The organism is Tenacibaculum salmonis, from assembly GCF_041053065.1.
Classification (GTDB): Bacteria; Bacteroidota; Bacteroidia; order Flavobacteriales; family Flavobacteriaceae; genus Polaribacter; species Polaribacter pacificus_A.
Genome location: NZ_JBFCVV010000001.1, coordinates 2657946 through 2678408 on the forward strand (window position 1 = coordinate 2657946; position 20463 = coordinate 2678408).

Annotated in this window: 26 protein-coding genes and 1 tRNA gene; 17 read left to right on the forward strand and 10 right to left on the reverse strand. The window is 28.4% G+C overall.

What is annotated here, in order from left to right; all coding sequences use genetic code 11:
• Nucleotides 1-65 precede the first annotated feature (65 nt).
• The 9 genes from AB0T67_RS11735 to AB0T67_RS11775 form a co-directional block, all read right to left on the reverse strand.
• On the reverse strand, nucleotides 66-1070 hold the full coding sequence (locus AB0T67_RS11735; RefSeq protein ID WP_369220436.1) for an IS30 family transposase: 1005 nt from the start codon (nucleotides 1068-1070) through the stop codon (nucleotides 66-68).
• Between the two features lie 209 nt (nucleotides 1071-1279).
• Entirely contained in the window at nucleotides 1280-2371 is a 1092-nt protein-coding gene (locus AB0T67_RS11740; RefSeq protein WP_369220437.1) for a serine hydrolase domain-containing protein, read from the reverse strand.
• Nucleotides 2372-2522: 151 nt separating this feature from the next.
• Nucleotides 2523-3032 (reverse strand): lecithin retinol acyltransferase family protein, encoded by a 510-nt coding sequence (locus tag AB0T67_RS11745; protein WP_369220438.1) that lies wholly within the window; start codon nucleotides 3030-3032, stop codon nucleotides 2523-2525.
• 83 nt (nucleotides 3033-3115) lie between these two features.
• Nucleotides 3116-3931, reverse strand: coding sequence for a hypothetical protein (locus tag AB0T67_RS11750; RefSeq protein WP_369220439.1), 816 nt, complete (start codon nucleotides 3929-3931; stop codon nucleotides 3116-3118).
• Nucleotides 3932-6168: 2237 nt separating this feature from the next.
• Nucleotides 6169-6438, reverse strand: coding sequence for an integrase core domain-containing protein (locus AB0T67_RS11755; protein WP_369220440.1), 270 nt, complete (start codon nucleotides 6436-6438; stop codon nucleotides 6169-6171).
• Nucleotides 6435-6944, reverse strand: a complete 510-nt coding sequence (locus AB0T67_RS11760) for a DDE-type integrase/transposase/recombinase (RefSeq protein WP_369220441.1) — start codon at nucleotides 6942-6944, stop codon at nucleotides 6435-6437. The genes AB0T67_RS11755 and AB0T67_RS11760 overlap by 4 nt, the downstream gene beginning before the upstream one ends.
• A gap of 20 nt (nucleotides 6945-6964) precedes the next feature.
• Nucleotides 6965-7423, reverse strand: a complete 459-nt coding sequence (locus AB0T67_RS11765; protein ID WP_369220442.1) for a transposase — start codon at nucleotides 7421-7423, stop codon at nucleotides 6965-6967.
• 213 nt (nucleotides 7424-7636) lie between these two features.
• On the reverse strand, nucleotides 7637-8152 hold the full coding sequence (locus AB0T67_RS11770; protein ID WP_369220443.1) for a hypothetical protein: 516 nt from the start codon (nucleotides 8150-8152) through the stop codon (nucleotides 7637-7639).
• A 627-nt stretch (nucleotides 8153-8779) separates the two neighbouring features.
• The gene (locus tag AB0T67_RS11775; protein ID WP_369220444.1) at nucleotides 8780-9469 is read right to left on the reverse strand and encodes a S24 family peptidase; all 690 of its coding nucleotides are present in this window, start codon (nucleotides 9467-9469) and stop codon (nucleotides 8780-8782) included.
• Nucleotides 9470-9565: 96 nt separating this feature from the next.
• Between AB0T67_RS11775 and AB0T67_RS11780 the strand changes: the two genes are divergently transcribed.
• The 17 genes from AB0T67_RS11780 (at nucleotide 9566) to AB0T67_RS11860 (ending at nucleotide 19116) form a co-directional block, all read left to right on the forward strand.
• On the forward strand, nucleotides 9566-9799 hold the full coding sequence (locus AB0T67_RS11780; RefSeq protein ID WP_271230355.1) for a hypothetical protein: 234 nt from the start codon (nucleotides 9566-9568) through the stop codon (nucleotides 9797-9799).
• 2 nt (nucleotides 9800-9801) lie between these two features.
• Complete coding sequence (locus AB0T67_RS11785) at nucleotides 9802-11844, forward strand: hypothetical protein (RefSeq protein ID WP_369220445.1); 2043 nt, start codon at nucleotides 9802-9804, stop codon at nucleotides 11842-11844.
• A gap of 8 nt (nucleotides 11845-11852) precedes the next feature.
• The gene (locus AB0T67_RS11790; protein ID WP_369220446.1) at nucleotides 11853-12704 is read left to right on the forward strand and encodes an AAA family ATPase; all 852 of its coding nucleotides are present in this window, start codon (nucleotides 11853-11855) and stop codon (nucleotides 12702-12704) included.
• A complete protein-coding gene (locus AB0T67_RS11795) occupies nucleotides 12694-13149 on the forward strand; it encodes a hypothetical protein (RefSeq protein WP_369220447.1) in 456 nt (151 codons plus the stop codon). The genes AB0T67_RS11790 and AB0T67_RS11795 overlap by 11 nt, the downstream gene beginning before the upstream one ends.
• Nucleotides 13150-13776, forward strand: a complete 627-nt coding sequence (locus tag AB0T67_RS11800; protein ID WP_271230351.1) for an ATP-binding protein — start codon at nucleotides 13150-13152, stop codon at nucleotides 13774-13776.
• 9 nt (nucleotides 13777-13785) lie between these two features.
• Complete coding sequence (locus AB0T67_RS11805; protein ID WP_369220448.1) at nucleotides 13786-14145, forward strand: hypothetical protein; 360 nt, start codon at nucleotides 13786-13788, stop codon at nucleotides 14143-14145.
• Between the two features lie 2 nt (nucleotides 14146-14147).
• A complete protein-coding gene (locus tag AB0T67_RS11810) occupies nucleotides 14148-14333 on the forward strand; it encodes a hypothetical protein (protein WP_369220449.1) in 186 nt (61 codons plus the stop codon).
• On the forward strand, nucleotides 14324-14959 hold the full coding sequence (locus tag AB0T67_RS11815) for a hypothetical protein (protein WP_369220450.1): 636 nt from the start codon (nucleotides 14324-14326) through the stop codon (nucleotides 14957-14959). Before AB0T67_RS11810 ends, AB0T67_RS11815 begins: the two co-directional genes overlap by 10 nt.
• A gap of 98 nt (nucleotides 14960-15057) precedes the next feature.
• A tRNA-Lys gene (locus tag AB0T67_RS11820) sits at nucleotides 15058-15129 on the forward strand.
• A gap of 14 nt (nucleotides 15130-15143) precedes the next feature.
• Nucleotides 15144-15326: a hypothetical protein gene (locus AB0T67_RS11825; RefSeq protein WP_271230347.1), complete on the forward strand. Its 183-nt coding sequence runs from the start codon at nucleotides 15144-15146 to the stop codon at nucleotides 15324-15326.
• Nucleotides 15326-15760 (forward strand): hypothetical protein, encoded by a 435-nt coding sequence (locus AB0T67_RS11830; protein WP_369220451.1) that lies wholly within the window; start codon nucleotides 15326-15328, stop codon nucleotides 15758-15760. The genes AB0T67_RS11825 and AB0T67_RS11830 overlap by 1 nt, the downstream gene beginning before the upstream one ends.
• A gap of 2 nt (nucleotides 15761-15762) precedes the next feature.
• Entirely contained in the window at nucleotides 15763-15939 is a 177-nt protein-coding gene (locus AB0T67_RS11835) for a hypothetical protein (protein ID WP_271230345.1), read from the forward strand.
• A gap of 35 nt (nucleotides 15940-15974) precedes the next feature.
• On the forward strand, nucleotides 15975-16508 hold the full coding sequence (locus tag AB0T67_RS11840) for a hypothetical protein (RefSeq protein WP_369220452.1): 534 nt from the start codon (nucleotides 15975-15977) through the stop codon (nucleotides 16506-16508).
• Complete coding sequence (locus AB0T67_RS11845) at nucleotides 16411-17136, forward strand: hypothetical protein (RefSeq protein WP_369220453.1); 726 nt, start codon at nucleotides 16411-16413, stop codon at nucleotides 17134-17136. The genes AB0T67_RS11840 and AB0T67_RS11845 overlap by 98 nt, the downstream gene beginning before the upstream one ends.
• Nucleotides 17137-17381: 245 nt before the next feature.
• Entirely contained in the window at nucleotides 17382-18431 is a 1050-nt protein-coding gene (locus AB0T67_RS11850) for a nucleoid-associated protein (protein WP_369220454.1), read from the forward strand.
• A gap of 101 nt (nucleotides 18432-18532) precedes the next feature.
• Nucleotides 18533-18895: a hypothetical protein gene (locus tag AB0T67_RS11855; protein ID WP_271230341.1), complete on the forward strand. Its 363-nt coding sequence runs from the start codon at nucleotides 18533-18535 to the stop codon at nucleotides 18893-18895.
• A gap of 35 nt (nucleotides 18896-18930) precedes the next feature.
• Nucleotides 18931-19116 (forward strand): hypothetical protein, encoded by a 186-nt coding sequence (locus AB0T67_RS11860; protein WP_271230340.1) that lies wholly within the window; start codon nucleotides 18931-18933, stop codon nucleotides 19114-19116.
• A 95-nt stretch (nucleotides 19117-19211) separates the two neighbouring features.
• On the opposite strand, the gene AB0T67_RS11865 is transcribed toward AB0T67_RS11860, so the two are convergent.
• Nucleotides 19212-20393 (reverse strand): phage head morphogenesis protein, encoded by a 1182-nt coding sequence (locus tag AB0T67_RS11865; RefSeq protein WP_369220455.1) that lies wholly within the window; start codon nucleotides 20391-20393, stop codon nucleotides 19212-19214.
• Nucleotides 20394-20463 lie beyond the last annotated feature (70 nt).

The window sequence follows — 20463 nt, forward strand, 5'->3', positions numbered from 1 at the left end:
TTGCCTACGGTTTTGCTTGGATTCAATGTTCTAACGCAACAAAGCGTTGTTAATTTTTGATGTTACTAAGCTATGTTTTTTATTTCAATATCCATCATTTCTTTAGGGGTTTTATACGCTATAATTTTACGAGGTCTATTGTTCAATTTTTGTTGAATAATTTGTAGTTGATTTTCGCTAATTTCATTAAAATTAGTACCCTTAGGCAGATACCTTCTAATGAGTCCATTTGTGTTTTCATTGGTGCCTCTTTCCCAGGAAGAATATGGATGTGCAAAGTAAATTTTCATACCTGTTTTTTGCGTTATTTTTTGATGCCTTGCCATTTCAATTCCGTTGTCATATGTCATTGATTTTTTATAAATAGGATTTAATTTATTCAATATTTTACTAAACTGATTGGCAACTTCCATCGCTTTTTTCGATTTTAGTTTGATGATTAAAGTGAACCTTGTTTTGCGTTCAACAATTGTTCCGATAGCACTTTTATGGTCTTTTCCAATGATTAAGTCACCTTCCCAATGTCCAACTTCATCTCTAAGTTCAATATGCTTAGGTCTGTTGTCAATACTAACTTGATTGATTATTTTAGAACCACCACCACGTCTTTTTTTATGAGGTCTGCGTCTTGTTTTTTTACGAACTAGAAGTTTGATTAGTTTTTTATTTAAACTAGCTTGTGGTCTGGTGTAAATGTGTCTATAGATAGCTTCATGTGAAATAGACATTATTGGGTTGTTTGGATATAACTCTTTGAGTCTTCCTGAAATTTGTTCAGGAGTCCAGTTAGATAAAAGTCCTTTATAAACAAAAAACTTGAGTAGGGAATAGGTGCTTATTTTATCAAGGTTTCTTTTGTTCGCATAATCATCTTTAGCGTTCCAATGAGCTAATTCAGCATCATATTTATCTTCTTTATTTTGTACCCATTTAGAGACTTCTCTAAAGATTGTTGAACGTGCTCTTTTTAATGTTTTAGCGATATAAGATTTAGACTTTTTTTCATTTAAAAGAGTCTGAATAATAACTCTTTCTTTTAGAGTTAAACGTCTATGCTTTTTTATTTCCATTTTACAAATCTATAATTTTAGATTTGTTGCGTTAAGTTATTGAATGGAGCTTGTGCACTGTTATATTTTGCATAACGTTTTTGTATATTATTTGTTGCGTATTTCGAGCAACTAATTTAGTAAATAAAAGCGGAATAGAAAATCCCCTAAGGGATTTTCGTAAGTAGGCTAGAACTAGCAATAAATTATATACGGTGTTACCAGCAGTATTATTTTTTTTTCAGTTCGTTAATCATTTCAAAAACTCCATTTTGTGCACTTTGAGTTCCGCTATTTACGATTACGATGTATCCAATTAACTTTTCTCGGTCTATTTGTGCATAACAGAAAAAAGTCCCATCTGAACCAGCGTGTTCAGAAATTTGTTTGTCATTTTTCGTGTAATTTCCCCACCCAATAGCATATTCATCTTTCGCTGTATGTAAAAAATTATATGTTTCTGAATTCAAAAAATCATTTTCTTTTGACAATCCCTTAATGTTAAGCTGAATAAATTTTGTATAGTTATCAATATTCATACTTAAATCTCCTGCTGGCTCTGCTAAACTTAAATCATATTCCGTATTTGGATTTACAGGTACTATTTTTCCGTTTTCAATCCAATGTCCATAAGGTTGATTTTGAGCATTACGGTTTGGCCAACCAAAAACGAAATCTATGTTCAAATTTGATCTTAATATTTCATTACATAAGTTCTCCCAAGATTTACAAGATACTTTTTCAAGCATTACGGTTGCAATACTATAACCTGCATTTGAATAATTATGATTAGCAGTATTATTAATTGCTGAAAGTGTTAGAACATAACTCACAAATTTTGCTCTTTTTTGTTGTTTATTACCCTTAAAGTTTGGTAATTTTTGATATTCAGCTCCACTTGTAAAAGGTTGAATGTTTGCCCGATGTGTTAATAAATCTTTTAGTGTTATGTTGTGATATTCTTTATTTGATTTCTTTTTTAGTTTAGGGAATAAATCGAAAAATTTTGTATCCCATTGTATTTTATTCTTATCTACTAAATAGCCAGCTATAAAACCAGTGACTGCTTTAGTGTTAGAACCCAAATGGAAGAAATCATTAATATTAGCATTTGGATTTTCATTCAATTCAGTTATTTTATGATGACCCAAGACTTTTTTTATTGAAATCGATTCCTTTGTAATAATTGCAAAAGTCATTTCGGGAATACTATCTTTTACCATAATATTTGACGCAATTTTCTCAAAATCTTGAGCCGCCATTTTATTGAATGCTAACAATAAAATTATAATCAATATTATTCTATTCGTAATTTTGGTCATATTGTTGGTAACGTTGTTGTGTAAGATTAGTTGCGTGTTTCAAGCAGTGAATTTACTAAATAAAACACGAACCAAAAAAGTCCCAAAGGACTTTCGTAAATTGGCTAAAACCAGCAATTAATTTTACACGGTGTTGTGCGTATGTGCTTCTTTATTTTCTTTCAGAAACATCTTTTAAAAATGCTCCTAATAAAAGTAAACCAACAGCCATTGCTCCCGATTTAGCACTTTTATTTACAATCGCATTAATAGCTGTTCCTGTCGCTACTGTTAAAGCAATATTTCCTGCTTTATTTACTTGTTCACTTCTATGTTCTCCACTATGAACCCAATTTTTAAAATGTTCACAGTTATTACTAACATAATTATAAGCTTTCTCTCCGACTCTCGATAATGCTCTTCTAGTTGCTATCCTTCTTTCATTTTCATCTCCTTTAAATTTCTCAATAGCTTTTGGTTGAAGAGTTTTTAATATTTCGCTCATTTCAGAGTTTGAAACTTCTTTTACACCATCCTTGTAATTAGCGACAAATATTGGGTTATTTCCTCTATAACCTACAAATATTGCAAAATGGTCAACCATTCCTAATATTTTTTTTCTTAAAACTACAGCATCCGCTTCTCTTAAATTGTTGTTCCTAATAATTGTATTTACATTCATACTATTTTTTTTAAATTATTCTACAAATTTATGAATGAATTAAAATCATATTTAGTGGATAATGGTCATTGTCTTTCAATTGTCTATTTTTTTGTAATATTTTGTTCTATAAGGTTTATTAGTTTTTCCCTTATTTCATTATGTCTTACGGTGTTTTTTTTAATCCTTTCGTGTTCTTTATTTATCGCTTTTGGTATGAAAAAAAGATTTTCATTGTCTACAGAATATTGAATTAGAGGTGCAAAATGCCCACTAATACCTTTTGGTTTTATTAGTTTATGTTCTTTTAAAAGTTGAAAAAATATAATGATTTCATCTTTAAAATTTTTATTAAATTTCACATAAAAACTGTCGGAAATAGGCTTGAAAAGTTTCTTAAACTCTTTAATTGAATAGATTATCTTTTTATCGGCTAAATCTCTAGTTATTTCATCAAGTTCAGATTCCTTTCCTAGCCATTCGTAGTAAGTTTTTTTTGTTATTGATTTTGGAATTAAAATAGTTGCTTTTTCTAAACCAAGAAATTGTGTTAATATATTGTAATCATAACCTCTATATTCACAAGCGATTTTCAAACTTTCAATTATGTCATTAATTATAGCATTTGAATTATCTTGAATTGAAATTTTTTTTATATAATCTTGAAAAATATCACTCAACAAATATTCTATATCTTTTTTGTCTTTGCTATTTTTTATTTTTGATATTACACTGTTTATTTCATTTAATATTATTCCAGATATTTTAGGTAATTCGTTAAATTCCTTTTCTGTCATTTTACTATTGACGCTATTAATGGCAGTTGAAATTATGTTTTCAAGTTCGTACTTAATTAATAGTAAACGTAATTCTTCTGAATTTTGATAGTTGTCTAAAAATTCAATAAGTTTCTTTGTCATTAATTTATTCAGTTAATTTTGAGTTTTTTTTGCATTACGCACAACGGTTTTATATATGGTTTGTTGCGTGTTTGAAGCAACTAATTTAGTAAATAAAAACGGAATAGAAAATCCCCTAAGGATTTTCGTAAGTAGGTTAGCACTAGCAATAAATTATATATGTTGTTGCAAGTAGTGATTTTCTAACTAAATTTCTCATTTCTTAATTTTAAATTTTTCCGTTTTATTTCTCTTTTTTTTTACGTTTCAGCTTAAAACTCCGCCTTAATTAATTTCCGCCTATTTATTCACGATTTATTTTTAGCGTTAAATTCTGCTTTTTTCACGTTTCAGCTTAAAACTCCACCATAATTAATTTCCGCCTATTTATTCACGATTCATTTTTCAGCGTTCAATTCTGTTTTTTTTCTTTTTTAGGGTTTATTTTCTAAAAATAGAGTAGAAGTCATTTTCAATTTTTCCAGCGTAATATTTTTCAATATTAATTTCTAGAAAAGATAAATCACTAATTAGGAATTTCAGGCTGAAATTCCGCCATTACTTGCAACGGTTTTATATATGGTTTGTTGCGTGTTTCAAGTTCTAAATATATTAAATAAAAACGAAATAGAAAATCCCCTAAGGATTTTCGTAAGTAGATAAGCACTAGCAATAAATTATATATGTTGTTGTAATTAGTGATTTTCTAACTAAATTTCTCATTTCTTAATTTTCAATTTTTCCGTTTTATTTCTCTTTTTACGTTTCTACTTAAAACTCCGCCTTAATTAATTCACGCTTTATTTTCAGCGTTAATTTCTGCCTTTTTTTCACGTTTCTGCTTCAAACTCCACTTTAATTAATTTCCATAGATTTATTCACGCTTTACTTTTCAGAGTTTAATTCTGTTTTTTCTCTTTTTTAGGATTTACTTTCTAAAAATAGAGTAGCAGTCATTTTCAATTTTTCCAGCGTAATATTATTCAATATTAATTTCTAGAAAAGATAAATCACTAATTAGGAATTTCAGGCTGAAATTCCGCCATTAATTACAACGGTTTTATATATGGTTTGTTGCGTTTTTGAAGTTACTAATATAGTTTAAAAAACTCAAACATCTACGTTTGCGAGTATTTTCCGCAGGAAAATAAATGAGCAATGAATTATATATGTTGTTGCTAAATGCGATTTTTCGTTTGATTTTTTACTATAATATTCAATTTTACGAAAACTTTAATTCAATTTTTTTAAACTCCACCATATTTATTTTCAGTTTTTATAAACTTCTAATTTTTCAATATTTTCTAAATTATTAAATTTGAGTAAAATTATAATTCTACATTTTTAAATTCCGCGATATTTATTTTCAGTTTTATAAACTTCTAATTTTTCAATATTTTCTAAACTATTCAATTTGAGTAAAACTTTATTTCACGTTTTAAATTCCGCAATATTTATTTTCAGTTTTATAAACTTTTAATTTTTCAATATTTTCTAAATTATTAAATTTGAGTAAAATTTTATTTCACGTTTTAATTCCGCAATATTTATTTTCAATTTTATAAACTTCGGATTTTTCAATAATTTTTAAAATACTCAATTGAGCAAAATTATAATTCTACGTTTTTAATTCCGTAATATTGGTTTTCAGCATTTTATTTTTCCGAGTTTTTAGCAACGTTTTTATATATGGTTTGTTGCGTGTTTGAAGCAACTAATTTAGTAAATAAAAACGGAATAGAAAATCCCTAAGGATTTTCGTAAGTAGATAATCACTAGCAATAAATTATATATGTTGTTGTAATTAGTGATTTTCTAACTATATTTCTCATTTCTTAATTTTCAATTTTTCCGTTTTATTTCTCTTTCTTTTTTTACGTTTCTGCTTAAAACTTCGCCTTAATTAATTCATGCTTTATTTTCAGCGTTAACTTTTTTCTTTTTTCATGTTTCTGCTTAAAACTCCACTTTAATTAATTTCCACAGATTTATTCACGCTTCACTTTTCAGAGTTTAATTCTGTTTTTTTCTCTTTTTTAGGATTTACTTTCTAAAAATAGAGTAGCAGTCATTTTCAATTTTTCCAGTAATATTATTCAATATTAATTTCTAGAAAATAAAAATCACTAATTAGGAATTTCAGGCTGAAATTTGTATTATACTGATATAGGTTGACCTTTTTTTAGGTTAATTTATATCGTTCAAACTTTTTTTTAGTTGTTTTATAATGCAAAAAATAATTTGAACTATATTTGTTTTTAAATAGTTAGTTCGGGTAAATTTACATTATTTTTTCGATATGATTTATATTTTATATTCGGATTTAAATGTACTTCCGCAGGTTTTCTTAAATTTAGGCTAAAATGTGTTCTTAAATTATTGTATATATCTACCGCTTGTTTTGTGATTTCTTCAGCAGTAGCTGTGTTTTTAATTATATCTTTTAAAGCATATTCATACTTTAAAGTTCTATTAATTCTTTCAGCAATAGCATTTTCGTATGGATCATATTTTTCGGTCATACTCATGATAATTCCATTACTTTCAGCAAACTCAGTGTATTTAGGATTACAATATTGGAATCCTCTGTCAGAATGATGGATAAGTTTTTCATGAGGGTATTCTCTATTTTTAATAGCGCCATAGCGAGCGCATCGGTACAAAGTGATGTCTTCATGTGGTTATCGATTTTATATCCCATAATTTTCTTTGAGTATGCATCGGTAACGATTGCTAAGTAGTTGTGTCCATTTTCAGTTTTGATGTATGTAATATCAGCTACCCAAAGTTGCTCTGGTCTAGTAGGAACGTGGTGTTTTACAATGTTTTTATATTTTCTAAAAAGATGTTTTGAATTTGTTGTTGTTACATAGTTTTTTCTTTTAGGAATAAGTAAGTTATGAAGCCTTAAAAATCGATAAAACTTATCTCTACCGATGTTAATATTCTGATTAACCATATCGTTTTTCAATTCGGTGTACAGTTTAATTCCTCCAGTTTTAGAACCTACAGTTTTACGATATTGTTGCACCATTTTAATTAATTTTTCATCATTTAACTGTTTGTTTTCTTGCTTTTTAATTCTTTTGTAGAATGCTTGTTTACTAATCCCAAAACACTGATAGAACCATTTTCTTTTAAAATGTTTTTTTTCTTTATTTCTATCTCTTTTGCTAATGTTTCGGGCAACGACTTTTTTGACATATCGACTCCAGTAATGATTTCCATATCGGCAATAATATCTTGCTGAAAGTCTTTTACAAACTCCAGTTCTTCAATTCGTTCTTTTAGTTTTTTAATTTCATCTAATTTACTCATACCATTATTTTGTTGAGCTAAGGTACTATATTTTCTAATCCAATATGAAATAGTAGTTCTAGGAACATCATATTTTTTGGAGGCAAAGTTTGTAGATATTTGACCATTTTGAATTTGGTCAACGATGAATAACTTGAGTTCTAATGTTACTTTTTCGTACGTTTTTTTTCGCCAGGGTTGTTTTTGTAATTTCATAAGTGACTATCAATAATTGATGAATTTTTAGTCAACCTATTTCAGTAAAGTTCAATTCCGCCATTAAATACAACGTTTTATGTATATGGTTTGTTGCGTTTTTAACGCACTAAATTTAGTAAATAAAAACGGAATAGAAAATCCCCTAAGGATTTTCGTAAGTAGGCTAGTACTAGCAATAAATTATATACGGTGTTGTAGGTTGTGCTTTTTCTAATCAATAAATTCTGTGTTTTTAATAGAATCTATTTTTCCATTTTTAAAGTATAAATCAAGATAATGAAATTTCCAACCCATTCCATGACCTTGGCTCCCCATAGAATAATTCCAGTTTTTTAAAGTGTCCAAATATACTTTGAAATTATTTTCAGGTTTTCCAAGAATTCTAACAACCTCATTTTTGGTTTTTCCAATTAGTAATTCACTTTCAATTAGGTCTTTTCTCATGTGATGACGGTCATTTTTGTTTTCAGTCCACTGAATTGAGTTAAATTTTAATTCAGGATGATATTCATAAAAGATAAATGAAAAGAAAATTATAACAAAGAATGAATAAATTATTGGTGTTAGAATGACTGAAGAAGCAGCAGTTACGATAATTTTTGAAATTCCTTTTTTAATAAATTTTCCAACAATCCAATTAATTATTAAATATAATAAGATTATAATTAATAATTGAAAATACCAATTTCCGCGAGATATGTTAAAGTATTCAGTGATTTTTTCCATTACCTACAACGTTTTTGTATATTATTTGTTGCGTATTTCGAGCAACTAATTACACCCCATAAAACAAAAAGTACAATAACAAAAAAACAAAAAAAGACTTTAAAGCCTTTGTTTAATAGGGTTTAAGCCTGTTTTACATGGTTGTGCTAAATAGTTTAAAAAGTACAAATAACTACCGATTACTACATTTTAATTACCATTCTATTTTTATTTAACTACCCTCTTTTAAACATAATCTACCATTTTTACGTAAAATAAGCTTAAAGCTACTATTAATAAGGCTTTAAACGATATTTAGTGCCTTTTAAATAGGTGTTTAAATGCTTTTTTAGGCTTAAATGCTAACCTTTATGTTGATGTCAGTAAAATGGTTAAAACAAGGTTTGCAGTTAGGTTTGCAGTTAGGTTAGGGGTTAGATAAATAGCGTAAATTATTACTTAGTTTGTTAGTTTTATATTAAAAAAAGGTATTAAATACATTAAAAAAGTAGTGAGTTTATGGGGGTATGATATTAAAAAAACAATAGATTTATTTGTAACTTATTGTTTGTTAGGTTTTTATGTTTTTTATACGTGTTTCTACTTAAAGTAAAGGCTTTTATACTTGTACTTTTAGTGTTTTTTGGGTTAATGTATTCTTATAGATGCTTTTACTTGTGCCATAGCACGTATTTTAGATATGTGAATATCTTTATCCTGATGATGTTTATTTTGGCTGACTAGTTTAAAGTGATTTTTTTCTTCTCCTTTGTGTACAAATTTTACTGTTCTAAACAAATCTCCAGCTACTTCTATAAATAAAATATACATTTCTCCGAAAAAAACATCATTAGTAAAATCTGTTATAGTTTTAAAAGCTAAAATATCTCCACTTTTTAGTAATGGGTACATACTATCTCCAGTAGCATACATAGCTCCATCACATTTAGGTGCATTAGGTATATAAATATGATCTATAGGTTTTTGATTATTCATGTCAAGAATTACGGGTATTACACCTGCAACAGCATCTAAATCATAAAGTGGAATCATTTGATTACTCTCAACTCTATCTGTTTTAGATATGAAGTTCTGATATTCAGATGAAGGTTCTTGAAAAGTGTCAACTTCTTTTTGAAGCATTTTACCTTGTCCTGTTATTAGCCATACAGGATTTAAAAAATCACATTTAGTGAATATTGATTCGATATCATACGTGTTTCTTTTATGCCACATAGCTAATGCAGTAGGCTTTATCTCTAAGAAATTAGCAAAATCTTTATCAAATCTTATGTTTAAATGTTTCTTTATACTGTTTAGAATCAGTGATTTATCCATTGTTTTAATTTTTTATTCAAAAAAAGTGAACTAATTGTTTGTTTTTATTCAAATAATGTGAATATATTTGTGGCGTACAAAATCACAAAAAAGACAATGAGCGAATCTACAAAAAAAAGAATCAATTATAATCAGGATGTACTTGGCATCTTAGCAAAAAGATATGATTATTCCACAAGTTATATAAAAGCAGCTTTACGTGGCGACCGTGTTGGTACAATGCCTGATGTTTTAATTAAAGAGTATAAGAGATTGGAAAAAGAAGCCGAAACTATAAAAGAGAATGCTAAAAGGCAACTTGAAGAAAAAGCCGCAAACTTAAATATATAATTATGTTCGAATATTATGGAAATACTTTATGTGTACAAGCACATTGGCTTGATAAAGAAGGAATTATTTCTATATCTAATTTGAAATTTCTTACTCATAAAGGTAAAGTAAAAAAAGCACGTTCAGCAAGAGGTTTAGGAAATTATGCTTTATATATCTATGAGAGTTTACCACAGCGGTTCCGTAATGTTATTGAACATGATTTAGGTATTGACCCATATGAAGAAAGTAAAAATATTGCTTTTGCTCCTTATTTAAAACATGATGTAAATGCTTCAGCTTTTTTTGCGAATTATGAGTTAGAAGATGGTCGTTTTTTATCAGAAGTAAATGATAGTGCCGTTAATGAATATACGGCAAATGCAATTGTATTTAATGCAATTAAAATAGTTCATGAAAAAGTAACAACCGTAAATCCTAAAATAAATAAAGGAGAATTATGGAGCAGATTAGCAAAATCAATACAAAACTTAGATAAAGATATTAGAAAGCGATATCCTTTTGATGTTCCAACCAATCCAAGAGCTTTACGAGCTAAATATGAAGCATGTATTTTAAATAAAGTAAATAAGCGTTATCCAAAAAAAGGATTAGAAGGCTTAATTCACGATAATTATTGTAATAACCACTCTAAGGTTATTACTGATGAAATTGCCGACTGGTTAATGGCATATAAGTGTTTGCCAATAAATTATTCTTACTACGAGTTAAAGGAAATTTACAATGAAGCTCGTTTAGAAAAAGGATGGTCTTATTTATCTGAAGGAGCTATTCATAATTATTTAACAAAGCCAGAAAATGTTAGAATTTGGACATTGGCAAGTGAAGGAACTGAAGCTTATAATAAAAAATACGCACATACTTTAAGCAAAGATAAGGATAGGTTATTTCCAAATGCACATTGGGCAATTGATGGTACTAAGTTAGATGCAGTACATTATTGGGATACAACATCAAAAATAGCAGCTGTTTGTAAAATTAATGTATGTGTAGATGTGTATAGTGAAAAGATTATAGGTTACAGTTTTAGTATGACGGAAAACCATGTTGATCACTTTATAACATTACGTATGGCTGTTGATGAAGCAGGAGCAAAACCACATTTATTTACTTATGATGCACAATCTGCTCATAAATCTAAACGAATGCAAGAGTTGTATAGTAAGGTAATAGCTAAAGGAGGTAATCATTATCACCATAAAGTAGGTAGAAAAACAGGTGCACCTATAGAGCAAATGTTTAACCGATTACAACAACAAGTGATTATGAAACGATGGTTTTCTGATGGGCAGTCTATCAAATCTAAACAAAGTAGGTCTAAAGCTAATTTAGATTTTGTTCACGAAAATAAAGGAGCATTACCAACTTTTGAAGAGTTACAGAAACACTGGGAATTAATGGTTGCTGAATGGAATAATAAACCACGCTCTAAGAAAACAACAAAAACACGTAACGAGTTTTTTAATACTGAAAGCAAGCTTACTCAAAAAGTAGACACTTTAGATAGAGTTTCAATGTTTTGGATAAATGAAACAAAACCTAAAAGATATTACGCACACGGTATGCCTTTAACAGTAGCTGGAACTGATTACTTATTTGAGGTATATGATGCTGATGATAATGTGGATATTGATTTTCAATTGAAATATGTACAGCAGGATTTAATTGTTAGTTATGATCCTGAATATTTAGATAGCTATGTTTCATTATATCGCTTAAATGAAAATAATGAAAAGATTTTTGTTGCCTATGCTGAAAAGAAACGTAAACACATAGAGGTAAATGTTTTAAAACAACCAGGAGAACATAAAAAAATGTTAAAAGATATTGAGGTAAGGGCAAAAGTAAAAGCACATGATTGGAATGCTTATTTAGAAATAGTTGAGCGCACAGGTATTAGCAGAGAAGCTTTAATTGATGAACAAAACAATTGGGTGGCTAATAATACAGAGTTTAACGCCAAAAGAGCAGCATTTGCAACCAAAGAAGAAAATTTAGAGAGTGATAGTAATTCACTATTTGATAGAATAACAAACAAAAAATAATTTACAAAATGCAACAAAAAGAAAAACAAAAAATAGTTGATTTATTAGCTATTTACATCAAGAACAAAGGCTCACAAAATAAGGCAGCACATTCTTTAAAAGGTGTTTCACCAGCAGTTATTTCGCATTTAATGAATGGTAATTGGGAGCCTTATACAGACGATATGTTCCGTAAAATAGGAAACCAGATAGGATATAACTCTCAAAACTGGCAGTTTGTAAATACTTCGAACGCTGCTTTTTTATTAGAAACATTAGATAAGGTTAAAAAGCAACAATCTGTAGTAACCATATTAGCAATAGCTGGGTCAGGAAAATCTGAAATTACTAAAAAATATGCCTCAGAAAATGCCGATGTAATCAGAATTGAATGTGCCTCTTATTGGGATGAAAAACGTTTTTTGCAAGAAATACTTTTAAAAATGGGTATTCGTAATCCTCATAATAGAATTCCGCAAATGATGGAAGAAATTATTAATGGAATTCAAAACTATGATACTCCTCCTGAGTTAATATTTGATGAAGTAGATAAGTTAGGAGACCGATTAATGTACTTCTTGATAACCTTTTATAATGAGCTTAAATGGAAGTGCAGTATTGTATTACTATCAACTTATTATTTCAAAAAAAGATTAGAAGATGGTTTTAGAAATAGGCGTAAAGGTTACGAAGAGCTTTTATCACGTTTTGGAACTTTTATAGAATTTGAACAAACTAGTGCTGCTGATGTAGGCTTAATGTGTCAAGGGCAAGGAGTACAGGAAAAATCAATAATTAAAATTATTCAAAAGAAATCAAATGGCGATTTAAGAATTGCTGCCGAATTGATACGAATTTACAAGTTAGAGAATGGCATATAAATATCATCCAGAAATAGAAGGATTAAAAGTTAATGAAGACGGAACCCAAGTATTATACTGTGGTGAATTGTTAGAGGTAAACACGTTAAACAGAAAGATACGAAAATCGGACATGCTATATGTATATTTTAATAGAAAAACATATAGTGTAGCAAAATTGATTTGTGAGGCATGGCATGGTATGGCAGATAATCCACGTTGGTATGCTACTCGAAAGATAAAAGCAAATGGTTTTCATTATACAAATTTGTTTTGGGCTCCATGTGGTACAAATCCAGAGGCAAAGAAAAAAGCAAGAGGTACTCGTAGTAAAATTAAAAAAGAAGATGTACCAGTTATTGAAAAACGTCTTAAAAAAGGAGAAACATTAAAAAGAATAGCATCAGATTATAATACTTCAGATATGTCTATATCTCGAATTAAAAAAAATATGAATAATAGATAAATGGCAAAAAAGGCATACAACGTAAAACAGTTATTAAGTAAAAAGTTTGATTTGCTTGATTTTGAAGGAAAATGGCAAACTAGCTTCGGGCAACCATGTCGTCAGTTTAGTATGATAATTATGGGACCTTCAGGAAGTGGAAAAACCGAATTAGCTATACAGTTAAGTAAATACTTAACAAATTTTGGAAAAGTAGCTTACAATAGTATAGAGCAGGGATTTAGCCATACGTTACAAATGGCTATGGAACGTAATAATATGGAGCAGGTTGCTAATAAGTTTACCATTTTAGATAAAGAACAATTACCAGAGTTAACCGATAGATTACGGAAACAACGTTCACCTGATTTTGTCATTATAGATTCGTTACAATATTTAAGAGCAACTAAGCAAGAGTATTTTGATTTTAAAAATGAGTTTTATCCTAAAAAGGGTATCATTTTTATAAGTCATCAAGATGGTAATGAGGCAAAAGGAGCATTAGCAAAAGATGTTTGGTATGATGTAGATATTCAAGTACCAGTTGAAGGCTTTAGAGGTGTTCCAAAAAAGAGGTTAAACGGTGGGGGAGTACCATATATAGTAAATGCAGAAAGGGCGGCAGTTTATCACGGAAAAATAAAATAAAAATTACTTATGAAACCAATACACAAAATTATAGGCTATACGCCAGAGCAGTTTGATAATTTGATTTTTCAAGTGCTGTTTAATTGGGCAGAACTGTATAGTAACGGCTGTTTTTTAACAACACAAAAATTAATAGTTAATAAACAAATTAATAATTGGTTTCGTATAGAAATTAGAAAGCTAATTATTCAGTACCGTATTGATGTAAAACCTTATCTGAATAAAAAAGGTATTACAAGTAAAGAACGTTACTTGTTATTTAGTAAAATTATTTCAAAAGTGTTTGACATATACCCATCAGTTCTAATGCATCAGTTTAAAATAAAAGAGCCAAATGTAATACAAAAACAAAATTTTAACTATAACTAAATATGGCATCAGTAACAGTAAAATGCTTAGAAGATGAAGTAACCGAGTTAAAAGAATGGATAGAAAATCATCATAAACAACATCATTTATACCGTGCTAAAACACAAAAAAGGTCCTACTACGTAGCTAAGCTATCACAAATGGATGAATATAATTTAACAACAATAGAAATAGAAAAATGGCAGTAGACTTATCAACCTTATCTCAAGCAGATTTAAAAGCAGAATTAGAACGTAGAGATAAAGAAGCTTTAAAAGAACAAAAAGCAAAAGAAACAGCACATGAAAAACGCAAAAAAGATTTTTTAGAATCAACCGTAAAACGCTTTGAAAGTTACCATAATGAGTTGACACAGCTAAAAGAATACACTATTACAGAGGCTAATAAAATTTGGAATGAAATGTACGAAGTACAAGGAAAAGAAGCTAAAGAACAAAAGCAAATATCTATAAAACATGGAATTTATAAAATTACGGCAGAACGTAGAGATAAATTTGAGTTTACTGATGAAGCAGCAGTTCATATAGATGCAATTCAGGATATTATGAAAAAACGCTTTGAAACACGTAATAAAGGAATGTATTCTTTTTTTGAAAGTTTTTTGATGAAAAATAATGCAGGTGATTACGACCCTAAATTATTGACCAGAGCGAAAAAGAAAGCAACCGAATTAGGTTATGATGATTTAATAGAGGAATTAGACAGACTTCAAAATTGTTTAACCGTAAACGGAACAGCTTTATACTGTAGAGCTTTTAAACAGTTAAAAACAGGAGGCTGGAAAGATGTAGTAATTCAATTTTCATCTCTTTAATATGATGTCTTTTATAATAGGTTTAGGAATTGGTATTTTTTTAGGTGTTTTTGTTTCAGACGTAAAGCCTCCACCTAATTTTTTTAATTAAAAACATATCTCTTGTAGCTCAATTGGTTAGAGCGTTAAAGTTTATTTAAAGGTTGCAAGTTCGAGTCTTGCCAAGGGAACAAAATATAATAAGATGAAAAAAGAAACTAAAGAAACGTTAGAAAAAGATAATAAAACTTATTTAGAATCAAATCCAATTGGTCAAAGAGATAAGGCACAAAAGGTTTTGGAAAAAGCTAAGGCACAAGAAATGGCACAATTAGCATTAGGTAAAAAGTGGATAAAAGTTGATGGTAGAACCGAAGTATTAAGATAATGGAAATTCAAAAATTACAAATAAAAAAAATACAAACAATTCTTAGTAAAAAAAAATTAGATAGAGATGATAGGTTAGATTTTATATCTACTCATTTAGAAAGACAAGTTGACTCTATAAAAGAGTTAACCGTTATTGAAGCAGATGATTTAATTTATTTTTTAAACACAGGTAAAAAAAGCACTGCAAATTGGGCTTTTTTTGATAAGAGTAAATTTACAAGTGAACGTAAATTACTATGGAGTTATTTGTATCAAGCACAATGGACAGTACAAAATGAACGCCATGGAGAGGTTCCAGATATTGAACGTTTGAGTAATTTTTTAAAATCGCCAAAAAGTCCAGTAAATAAGCCTTTAAAACAATGGGAAAAAGAAGAATGGGAAAAAATACTACATGTATTTAAAAATATTATAAAACTTACATACAAATAATTATGAGCTATATATTTAAATCTTTACTAGCTACTGAATTTTCTGTTGAAGACCATCGGATTTATAAAGATGGAAACGGACAATGGATAGCTCAACCACCAATTGAAGATGTACGGTTACAAAAGGCGGTAAATAATCATATTAATAGTTTAGAGTATTCTTTAATAAAAAAAGTATGACAAAAAACTATCTAATCAATGTGGTTAAATCAAAAATGACATTGAAGGTAACCTATCGAAATGGGCGGTTTTTAAGAATCGCCTATTTATCAGGGAAATTTGATGAGTTTGTAATACTTCATTTAGGGGCAATTTTACCCGCTTATGAAAAGGAAATTCCAAATAAACAAGCCGAATACACGGGCAAAGTTTCTTACAGTTTAGATGTGAAAGAAGTAAAACAAAAGAGCCTGTACACTCAATTTGTAGAAGAATGGACGCTTTTTTATGAAGATTATTTAGGGATAGCTCCAAAATTTACAGGAGCAGACGGAAACGCATTAAAACAAATTATCACGTATTTAAAAAGTATAAATACAGACGATGAAATTGCCACTTTAAACCTTTGGAAACTGATTTTATCAAAATGGAAAGATGTTAATGAATTCCATCAAAAAAACACCGATTTAAAATATATAAATTCCCGATTAAATGTCATCATTAAAGAAATTAGAGAACAAAATAGTAGTACCGCAAACCCAATTAGCGTTGCAACAAGTGAAACCGCAAGAAGTTTTAAGTTTGGCTAAAAAAATGGTAGCAGATTCAGGTTATTTATTAAATGTAGAGCGTGGTTTAACTATTAAGCAAACATTAAAATATCCAATTTTAAAAGAAGTTTTTAGAGGTGATAACGGTGTTTTAGCATATACATTTATGTCCGTTTTGGTAACTCGATTTTTAGATGCTTTTACCTTTACTACCAAACTTTCAAATTTGCAAAGAGATATATTAATTTCCGATAGTTTAGAGCGTTTTGAAAATGAAACATTAATAGATGTGGTTATCTTTTTTAAAAAAGCCAGAAAAGGTGAATACGGTGTCGCAAAAAAAGGAATTGATGCCAATATTATTTTTGGCGATTGGCTTCCGCAGTATTTTGAAGAAAAAGCAATTGTTAGAGAAAACGATACAAAAAATAGGCAGAATATTCAAAACTCAAATGTTGATGCCAGTAAAGTTGCACACAGCTATAAGCTACTTGCCGCAAAAAAAGCGAAAGAAATTAAGCTAGCCAATGTTAAAGCACACATCAGCGCAATAACAGTAAATGCAGATAAGCAAATATTAGAAGATTTAATTTTTGACTGGGAACGATGCCCGAAAAGAAAACCTTTTGTGCATTTATTAAAGCTCAAAAGAAAAATAATTAAATAGTGTTTAAAAGCAATTTAAACCGCTTTTAAATTTTGATTAATTTAAGAATGTGATAATTTAAAAAAAGAATAAAATTATGTTAGAAATACTACAATACGTTTTAGGAGACTTTTGGAGGTTTATTGGTTTTGTAATAATCTTAGAAATAGTTTTTTCTTACTTACTAAATGGACTTATTAAATTAGTAAGAGCCTTTGTTAAAGGCTAGTATTTTAATGCCAACTAAATTATAAAAAAAAAACAAAATGATAAAAAGAACCCGTGCCGAAATTAGTAAATGTATTATTCATAAAGTAGCAAATAAATTTAACAGTGGTCAAAATTCATTTTCTGAAGAATTAGTTCGTTTTGATGAAGAAAGCTATGAATTATTAATGCCTTTTTTATTAAAGTCTTTTCAAACGGTTACACAAAGTTACCGATTTAGACATCAAGCCGATGTTCGTTTAAATGAAGTTAATAAATACACCGATGCTATTTTTGATGATGAAGATGTATTTATTGAAAATTCAATAAATATTGTAAATCATTTATTTGAACAATCAAATTCAGCTCAAATAAAAACGGGCGATGTATTGGTTGTATATTTTGAAAATATCGAATATAAAAATATTTTAACCAATGCGGTTGGTGTTTTTAAAATAGAAAGTAAAGTTGATTTTTTTCAAACCTATAAAGAAGAAGAAAGTTTTGATGTGGTTGTTCAAAAAGGAATATCAACAAAAAAACTAGACAAAGGTTGTTTAATTTTAAATACAACCGATACTGAAGGAACGGTGGTATTATCCGTAGATAACAATAATTACGATGCACAGTACTGGATTAAAAACTTCTTAAATGTGCAGTTTGCAAATGATGGTAATTTACACACCCAAAATTATTTAGAAATGTGTAAAGATTTTTCTGAAGAAATTATAAAACCTGAATTTGGTAAACAAGAACAAAGTAAGTTTTTAGCCAACACAGTTGATTATTTTAAAGAGCAAGAAAATGTAGATTATCATAATTTTAAAGAAGAAGTTTTTGAAGATGAAAAACACCAAGAAATGTTTGAAGACTACAAAAAACATTTTGAAAAGCTAAACGATGTTTTAATTCGTAACAATTTTGAAGTATCAGAAGCCGTACTAAAAAAGGAAAAAAGCAAGTTTAAATCTGAAATTAAACTAGATACTAATATTCAGATAAAAATTGATATTGATGCCCCAGATGCTGCTTCTGAATATTTAGAGCTAGGATATGATGAAACTAAAAAGATGAAGTATTATAAAGTGTTTTTTAATGCTGAACAATAATTGATATTAGGTATAAATTATTGTTACATAATAAGATAAAAATATAAAAAAAGCTACTCACATGAGTGGCTTTTTTTATATTTACAGTAAAAATTTGTATTATGAAAAAAATATTATTGTTATTTATACTTGTAACACTTGTTGGTTGTAGCTCTAAGGTAGATGAGGTTGTATCTTTGAAGTACCAAAATAATTGGTATTGGGTTTTACAGATAAAAAAAGGAGCAACTAAAGAAGATGTTTTACAAAAAGTAAAAAGATGGTCAAACCCTAATAATACAAGTTATTTTTTTGTGTATCGAGATACTTTAGATTTATCAGCGTTTAAGAAGAAAGATATAACCTTTCCTTATTTTACTGATTTAGTTATTAGTAATATTCCTACTTATGGTTTTTATAAAATGCCAAATGATGATAAAATTTATGATGATGCAGTTTGGTTACTGGAACAAGGCAAAAAATAATTTGTTTTTATGAAAAAGTATCTTACTTTTGTAGTATGTCATCTAAAGAAGAGCGTTTTACAAATAGAAATAATAAAATTAGAAGTCTTTTTGATAAGAAATCTAAGAATAATCCTAAATGGCGTGTAGATGCCATTTTAAAGGATGTTGCTGAAGAAGTTTTTTTATCAAAACGTACTGTAGAAGCAATTATAAAAGGAGAAGGTATTTATGCTTATTAAATACCGTTTAAATAATATTTAAAATGCAAATGCGGTTTAAACACCAAGTTCGCTCAAGAACAAAAGCCTACTATTTATAGTAGGCTTTTGAATTTTTAAAAGTTTTTTATTTTGGTGAAATCTCTAGCAACAATTTCTTCTCTACTTAGTTCAAAAACTTTATTTTTATAGTAAAAAAGCATTCCTTTTATATTTCTACCTCTCTCTTTAGTTATTTTTTTCTTTAGGTTTTGTATTACTTTTTCAATTTCTAAGTTTTCAATTAAATCTAAATCCCATATAATATAGTAAGGTAATTTATTAGGGTTTACAGATATGTGCATCATTTGCTTTTTGCTTGAGTCTATTTGCCATATAATACCATCATAACCTTTAATAGATTTTCTGTCGCCTAAATACTTATTATTAATTAAGTATTCAGGGTTTTTAACGCCTATTGTATTGTCATGTTTTTTTATTAAAATATTAATATCTAAATCGTTTACTAAAGCAGCCGCAACCTCATAGTTTCTTTTTAAATCATTGTTATCAGATCCTAGTTCAATATTTAATTTTTTATGTTTGCTTTTTATAATATTATTACTATTTCTAATATATTCAGAAATATTTGTTTTAGCTTCTTTTTTTAAGTCTTTACTTAAACTTGTTTCGTATGAACTTTTAGTAAATACTTTACCAGAAATAGCAGGGTTGTTTGCAAATTCTTCTTTAACTTTTGGAATAAAATTAGTATAACCATCTGTAGGATTTTCATCTGTAGGGATAATATCACATCTGCATCCCCAGTCATTTGGAGGTAAAAGTTTTTTCCAAATAGGGTGGCTTATAGGAGCTATAAATCCATCCCACTTTTTATGTTTATCTCTAACTTTTTTATCACCAACAGTTATGTATTTTAAATTAGGGTATAATTCTTTTGTTGTTTGAAAAGACTGCCATTTTCCAGCCATATTAGCGGTTGCAACTGTTTGATGATATTCTGAATTTAACCAATTAACATTATATAATTTAGAGGTTTCAAGCGCTTTTTTTTTAAACTCTGACCAAGTTGGTAAATTTTTATTATTCGTAATTAATTCAGTTAATGAATTTCTAAAGGAAGCTTCTTTAAAGGCAGAAAATTCTAAAATATTAGTATGTAGATTTTCTGATAAAACAGTATCAAAGTGTTCTAAGTTATTACTGTACCCAATATTAATAGCTTTACCTAAATTATTATAGTAATAATTAATGAGTTTATGTTGTAACTCAATAGGTACTACTCGTTCATCAAACAAGGTTCGTAAATACTTGTTTACTAGCCTACTTAAATTTATATTCTTAGAAAGCGTAATAGTTTCTTTTTCT

Excerpts from the sequence above, each read along its gene's own strand:
- AB0T67_RS11860 (WP_271230340.1), top strand. The coding sequence starts at position 18,931 with ATGTCATCTAAAGAAGAGCGTTTTACAAATAGAAATAATAAAATTAGA.
- AB0T67_RS11840 (WP_369220452.1), top strand. The coding sequence starts at position 15,975 with ATGACATTGAAGGTAACCTATCGAAATGGGCGGTTTTTAAGAATCGCC.
- AB0T67_RS11735 (WP_369220436.1), bottom strand. The coding sequence starts at position 1,070 with ATGGAAATAAAAAAGCATAGACGTTTAACTCTAAAAGAAAGAGTTATT.
- AB0T67_RS11810 (WP_369220449.1), top strand. The coding sequence starts at position 14,148 with ATGGCATCAGTAACAGTAAAATGCTTAGAAGATGAAGTAACCGAGTTA.
- AB0T67_RS11745 (WP_369220438.1), bottom strand. The coding sequence starts at position 3,032 with ATGAATGTAAATACAATTATTAGGAACAACAATTTAAGAGAAGCGGAT.
- AB0T67_RS11785 (WP_369220445.1), top strand. The coding sequence starts at position 9,802 with ATGTTCGAATATTATGGAAATACTTTATGTGTACAAGCACATTGGCTT.
- AB0T67_RS11815 (WP_369220450.1), top strand. The coding sequence starts at position 14,324 with ATGGCAGTAGACTTATCAACCTTATCTCAAGCAGATTTAAAAGCAGAA.
- AB0T67_RS11830 (WP_369220451.1), top strand. The coding sequence starts at position 15,326 with ATGGAAATTCAAAAATTACAAATAAAAAAAATACAAACAATTCTTAGT.
- AB0T67_RS11755 (WP_369220440.1), bottom strand. The coding sequence starts at position 6,438 with ATGAGTATGACCGAAAAATATGATCCATACGAAAATGCTATTGCTGAA.
- AB0T67_RS11835 (WP_271230345.1), top strand. The coding sequence starts at position 15,763 with ATGAGCTATATATTTAAATCTTTACTAGCTACTGAATTTTCTGTTGAA.
- AB0T67_RS11805 (WP_369220448.1), top strand. The coding sequence starts at position 13,786 with ATGAAACCAATACACAAAATTATAGGCTATACGCCAGAGCAGTTTGAT.
- AB0T67_RS11760 (WP_369220441.1), bottom strand. The coding sequence starts at position 6,944 with ATGGTGCAACAATATCGTAAAACTGTAGGTTCTAAAACTGGAGGAATT.
- AB0T67_RS11825 (WP_271230347.1), top strand. The coding sequence starts at position 15,144 with ATGAAAAAAGAAACTAAAGAAACGTTAGAAAAAGATAATAAAACTTAT.
- AB0T67_RS11740 (WP_369220437.1), bottom strand. The coding sequence starts at position 2,371 with ATGACCAAAATTACGAATAGAATAATATTGATTATAATTTTATTGTTA.
- AB0T67_RS11770 (WP_369220443.1), bottom strand. The coding sequence starts at position 8,152 with ATGGAAAAAATCACTGAATACTTTAACATATCTCGCGGAAATTGGTAT.
- AB0T67_RS11765 (WP_369220442.1), bottom strand. The coding sequence starts at position 7,423 with ATGAAATTACAAAAACAACCCTGGCGAAAAAAAACGTACGAAAAAGTA.
- AB0T67_RS11850 (WP_369220454.1), top strand. The coding sequence starts at position 17,382 with ATGATAAAAAGAACCCGTGCCGAAATTAGTAAATGTATTATTCATAAA.
- AB0T67_RS11780 (WP_271230355.1), top strand. The coding sequence starts at position 9,566 with ATGAGCGAATCTACAAAAAAAAGAATCAATTATAATCAGGATGTACTT.
- AB0T67_RS11775 (WP_369220444.1), bottom strand. The coding sequence starts at position 9,469 with ATGGATAAATCACTGATTCTAAACAGTATAAAGAAACATTTAAACATA.
- AB0T67_RS11790 (WP_369220446.1), top strand. The coding sequence starts at position 11,853 with ATGCAACAAAAAGAAAAACAAAAAATAGTTGATTTATTAGCTATTTAC.
- AB0T67_RS11845 (WP_369220453.1), top strand. The coding sequence starts at position 16,411 with ATGTCATCATTAAAGAAATTAGAGAACAAAATAGTAGTACCGCAAACC.
- AB0T67_RS11795 (WP_369220447.1), top strand. The coding sequence starts at position 12,694 with ATGGCATATAAATATCATCCAGAAATAGAAGGATTAAAAGTTAATGAA.
- AB0T67_RS11750 (WP_369220439.1), bottom strand. The coding sequence starts at position 3,931 with ATGACAAAGAAACTTATTGAATTTTTAGACAACTATCAAAATTCAGAA.
- AB0T67_RS11800 (WP_271230351.1), top strand. The coding sequence starts at position 13,150 with ATGGCAAAAAAGGCATACAACGTAAAACAGTTATTAAGTAAAAAGTTT.
- AB0T67_RS11855 (WP_271230341.1), top strand. The coding sequence starts at position 18,533 with ATGAAAAAAATATTATTGTTATTTATACTTGTAACACTTGTTGGTTGT.